The organism is Herpetosiphon llansteffanensis (genome assembly GCF_003205875.1).
Taxonomy (GTDB): domain Bacteria; phylum Chloroflexota; class Chloroflexia; order Chloroflexales; family Herpetosiphonaceae; genus Herpetosiphon; species Herpetosiphon llansteffanensis.
Genome location: NZ_PUBZ01000013.1, coordinates 1 through 4668 on the forward strand (window position 1 = coordinate 1; position 4668 = coordinate 4668).

Genomic DNA, 4668 nt, shown 5'->3' on the forward strand with positions numbered 1-4668 from the left:
CGTTCGACTTGCATGCATTAGGCACGCCGCCAGCGTTCGTCCTGAGCCAGGATCAAACTCGCCGACAAATCGCCGAAGCGATTGCGTGTGCTTCTGATTTTGAGAGCGGAAGCACGGTCACTCTGTTGTGTTGGTAGATCAACAACCAACGCATTGACGGTGACAAAAAAGAAAATATTGATGCATGGAATGTGCTGCGGACGCAGCACCCATCAGTTGGAAAGGTGCAGTTTGGCGATAAAAAATCCGCAGGTTTATTTTACGAACCAAACGGAAACTTGTTGCCAATTGTTTGATGTTTATCTCACATCGTTGCTATCAATTGATAGCCCGTGAAGTCTACCACATTCAATCGTTCTTGTCAAACCCTTGCTTGTGGTTGATTTCATTCGGTTTATCGCGTCGTGACTGTATTTGAGTCATTCGTTGACAGCCCGTGAAGTCTACCACACTCAATCGTTCTTGTCAAACCCTTGCTTGTGGTTGATTTCATTCGGTTTATCGCGTCGTGACTGTATTTGAGTCATTCGTTGACAGCTCGCGAAGTCTACCGCAAATAGGCTTGCTTGTCAAATTGGTTGCAAAGGTAGGGTGATCGCCTATAATTGTTCAGGCAAAATCTGACATTACGTATCTTTTTAGCAATAGAGTAACGATATATGCAATTGGCTGGTTCAAGGTTTTTTCAAAATCGCTCATCACTATTTGATTATCCATGGCGCACGTGGCTGACTGCTATCGGCGGGCTGGTGCTTTGGGCTTTATTGATATTAACAATTACTTATCAGTGGCAGGCTCGCACCACAATTACGCTTGGCGATTATTATGATCCGCCGTTTCTGCAAGGTAATTTCTCGCCTGGTGAAGTAAGTCAAGGCAATAATCGCTCGTTTCGCTGGACAACCGGCGATGCAACGATTGCCGTCCCATTAGCTGGCCGTGGCAGTTGGACAACCAAAATCGATTTGTTAACTCAACATCCTGATGCAAGCCCTGTTAATGCGGTGCTTGATTTTGGCTCAAATGCAACCATCGCCCTACCAGATACGAATGAAACGCGGATTATTCATGCCTTGATTCCAGCAAACGCAACGAGCAGCGGTAATGTAGCGCTTGGCTTGCGATCAAATTTATATCAGGAACAAACTGCTAGCGCCCGAACCCTCGGGGTGGCGGTATTTAATGTTGATCTTGCTTCAACCGAAAGTCGGCCATGGTTGCCACCGCTCGGAGCAGTGGTCTTGCTAAGCATTATTTTGCTTGGCCTTGCATTAAGTATGCTAATTATTGGTATTAATTGGCCTTGGGCGGTTGGCCTCAGTGCGGCAATTGGGGTTGGTTTGGCCTTACCGGTGATGCTGGCGCGCGTGCCACATACGTTCTGGCTGCCTAACTTGGCAGTTCTAGCGGTGCTAAGCGTTGCATTAATTGCAGTGCTACGCGATGTGGTGCCTTTGTTAATGTATAAGGGCGGCATCGTATTAGAGCCACAGACATTAACGATCTTGCTTGGCTTGTTTTTATTTGGCTTTTGGGTCAAAGCAGCTGGCCAAGTTTATCCTTATATGATCGCCATCGATATTCACTGGCATATGGAGCGGGTACGCTGGATTTTGGATGGGCGTTTGGGTGAAATGTACCAACCAGGCGCGTTCAATGAATCAGTCATGCCCGAAAAGGAATTTGGCAAGGATCGGCCAATTATTCCGTATTCGCCGTTTTTCCATATTTTTGCCACCTCGTTTGCCTTGCTGCCCTTTCAAATGGAGACAACTGCCAAGATATTTAGCTCAATTATCGATTCAAGCTATATCTTTTTGATCTATTTTTATGCGCGTTCGTTTAGTTTTCCGCTACGAGTTGGGCTTTTGGCAGCAGCATTCTATAATGTTGTGCCATTGACCTATTTGCTGCACTCATGGGGCAATGTGCCAACCACCTTTGGTATGTGGTGGACATTTATGAGCATTGCCTTTGGGATTGGCGCTTGGGGCAAGTTTGATCGGCGCAAAGTTTGGTGGAGTTTTGCCGCATTATTGACCGTGGCATTTTTGATGTACACGGTGATGGCGGTATTCTTAGGTTTATTATTGTGTATTTGGATGAGCTATATCGCCATCACCAAACGCAGCGAACGCCGCCAAGCACGTCATGTTATTACGGCAATGCTTATTGGGGTGCTCGGCTCAACTGTGGTTTATTACGGGTTATATATTCCAGGCATCATCGAAAAAACGATTCCCTATTTCACTACCACCTTTACTGAAGGCCAAGCGGCGGTTGGTGCAATCCAATATCAGCCAACGGCCTACGATAACTTCCTCGCCTATCGTACCCGTTTATGGAATCACGGCTTGACAGTGCCATTCCTCTTGCTGCCATTTGCTTTGTGGGTGATTGCCCGTTTGCGCACTCGCTATCCAGAAAGCCGCTTGTGGATGGGTTCGATTTGGATGTGTGCGATGGTAACTGTCTCGTTGCTGTTTACGGTGATCGACCGCACCGTGCCGATGGTTGATAAACACATTATTTTCTTGATTCCAGTTTGGGCGATTTTGATGGCAATGTTGATGGATTTGGCGCTGAAACGTTGGCGCTGGAGCAGCATTATCTTTGGCTTAGCCTATCTTGGTTTGTTTGCTATGTCGATTGAATTATGGACACGGCGGATTGCATCGGTGAAACAAATATGGTAGTCGATACGAATGAAGCTCGTTTGATCGAGCAAATTGACCATTGGGTTGAGCCAATGAATTGGCGGCCAGATTATGCCTCGTGGCGCGAAAAACGCATCTGGCAAGAGCGCTATCAAGCTGAACGCTTAGCATTGATTGAGCGGTTTGGCGGCGAGCTTGCCAACAGCCGCATTCTGGAAATTAGCTGTGGCATGGGTGGTACGTTGGTGGCGTTGGCCCAAGCTGGTGCGCAGCCAGTCGCAACAGAGTTCAATCGTGATTATTGCCAGATCAGCAAACTCCGCGCAGAGCGTTACGATCTCAATTTGCCAATTTTGAATGCGGTTGGCGAGGCCGTGCCATTTGCAGATAATAGCTTTGATTTGGCAATTTGCTGGGATATTGTTGAGCATGTGCAAGATCCGGCGGCGATGTTGGCTGAATTGCGGCGGGTGATTCGGCCTGGTGGGCGAGTGTTGCTCACGATTATCAATCGCTGGGCATGGCGCGATCCGCACTATCATATTCGTGGCATCAATTGGCTGCCGCGCACCATGGCTGATCGCTTGGTAGCGAATCGACTCAAAACCAAACAAGCGATGGGCTTGCAAGATCGCCAGCGCCTAAGCGAAATGCACTACTACACGATGAACCAATTTCGTGATTTGGCCCAACAACACGGCTTTAAAGTTGCCGATATGGAAGCGCTGGACATTCAGCATGGCAGCAAACGTCGCGCCAAAGGACTCAAAGGCAAACTGCGAGATCTGGCGTATCGGCTTAAATTAGGCCTCCCTGCCTATTATCTGTACCGCGATTTGGTCAAGGGAACCTACGAATTGGTGCTGTGGTAATGCATATTATTCACTACAATCTGACCACGACCAGCAAAGTTGGCGGGGTTGAGAGTTTTGTCTGGGAGTTGGCGCAGCAGCAAATTCGGCTTGGTCATCGGGTGACGATTGTTGGTGGCAATGGCTCGATTCAACGGCCAATGCCTGGTTTGCGGGTGCTAACATTTCCGTTTATTGCCCGCGAACGGTTGGCGTGGGGGCCGTTGCGGCGGGCCTATGCGTGGCGCAAATTGGCCGAACGCTTGTCGCTGTTGCCGCGAGCTTGGCCCATTTTAAAAACCGCCAATTTGGTGCATATTCACAAGCCCTATGATTTGGTGGTTGCGCCGTTGCTCAAACGCCATGGCATTCCAACGGTTTATCATGGCCATGGCGAAGATTTTTTTCGCGGCGATGTGCAGCTGATGCATTCAGCCGCCGCGCTGCTTTCGTGCTCAAGCTACAATGCCCAAACCTTGCAGCAACATTATGGGCGTACAGCAAGCGTGGTGTACAACGGCGTGGATCTTGAACATTTTCGGCCATTAGCGCCAGATCCTCGTTTGCGTCACGCAATCGCTGGTGATGCCAAATGGTTGCTGATTCATCCTGGGCGCATGATGCCGTGGAAGGGCCAGCGCGATGCAATTACTGCCTTGAGTTTGCTCGACGAGCAGTATCATTTGGCATTTTTGGGCGATGGCGAAACCCGCCAAGCACTGGCTGATTATGCGCAAAAATTGGGCATTGCTGATCGTATACACTTGCTTGGCACAATTGCCCATAGCGAATTGCCCCGCTACTTGGCCTGCGCCGATTTGGTGCTTGGCACAAGTTATACATCGGAAACCTTTGGCATGGCGTTGGCCGAAGCGCAAGCCTGTGGGCGCGCGGTTGTGGCTTCGTCGTGGCGCGGCTACGATGATGTGGTGCAAGCTGGCAGCACTGGCGAGCGGTTTAAGGCCCAAGATCCTGTTGATTTGGCGCGGGTAATAACTCAACTTTGTCAGGATAAGGCTTATCGTGAGCAACTAGCGCAGGCTGGCCGCCAACGAGTGCAGCACTTGTTTCCGTGGTCGGCAGTCGCCGAGCGGGTTGAGGAAGTGTATAAGAACATAGAACATAGAGCATAGAGCATAGAACATAGGGGTTGGGGACCT

The 4668-nt window shown here is 49.4% G+C and carries 3 protein-coding genes and 1 rRNA gene; 3 read left to right on the forward strand and 1 reads right to left on the reverse strand.

The genetic code is table 11. The features are described from left to right. A 16S ribosomal RNA gene (locus tag C5S61_RS01070) occupies positions 1-68 on the reverse strand; the annotation flags it as partial. Between the two features lie 591 nt (positions 69-659). Between C5S61_RS01070 and C5S61_RS01075 the strand changes: the two genes are divergently transcribed. The 3 genes from C5S61_RS01075 to C5S61_RS01085 are packed head-to-tail and all read left to right on the forward strand — an operon-like array spanning position 660 to position 4641. Continuing rightward, positions 660-2696, forward strand: a complete 2037-nt coding sequence (locus C5S61_RS01075) for a putative glycosyltransferase family protein (protein ID WP_110513286.1) — start codon at positions 660-662, stop codon at positions 2694-2696. Then, positions 2690-3529 carry a class I SAM-dependent methyltransferase gene (locus C5S61_RS01080; RefSeq protein ID WP_110513287.1) on the forward strand — a complete coding sequence of 280 codons (840 nt, stop codon included), beginning with the start codon at positions 2690-2692 and terminating at the stop codon, positions 3527-3529. The genes C5S61_RS01075 and C5S61_RS01080 overlap by 7 nt, the downstream gene beginning before the upstream one ends. After that, positions 3529-4641 (forward strand): glycosyltransferase family 4 protein, encoded by a 1113-nt coding sequence (locus tag C5S61_RS01085; RefSeq protein WP_110513288.1) that lies wholly within the window; start codon positions 3529-3531, stop codon positions 4639-4641. The genes C5S61_RS01080 and C5S61_RS01085 overlap by 1 nt, the downstream gene beginning before the upstream one ends. The last annotated feature ends 27 nt before the right edge of the window (positions 4642-4668 follow it).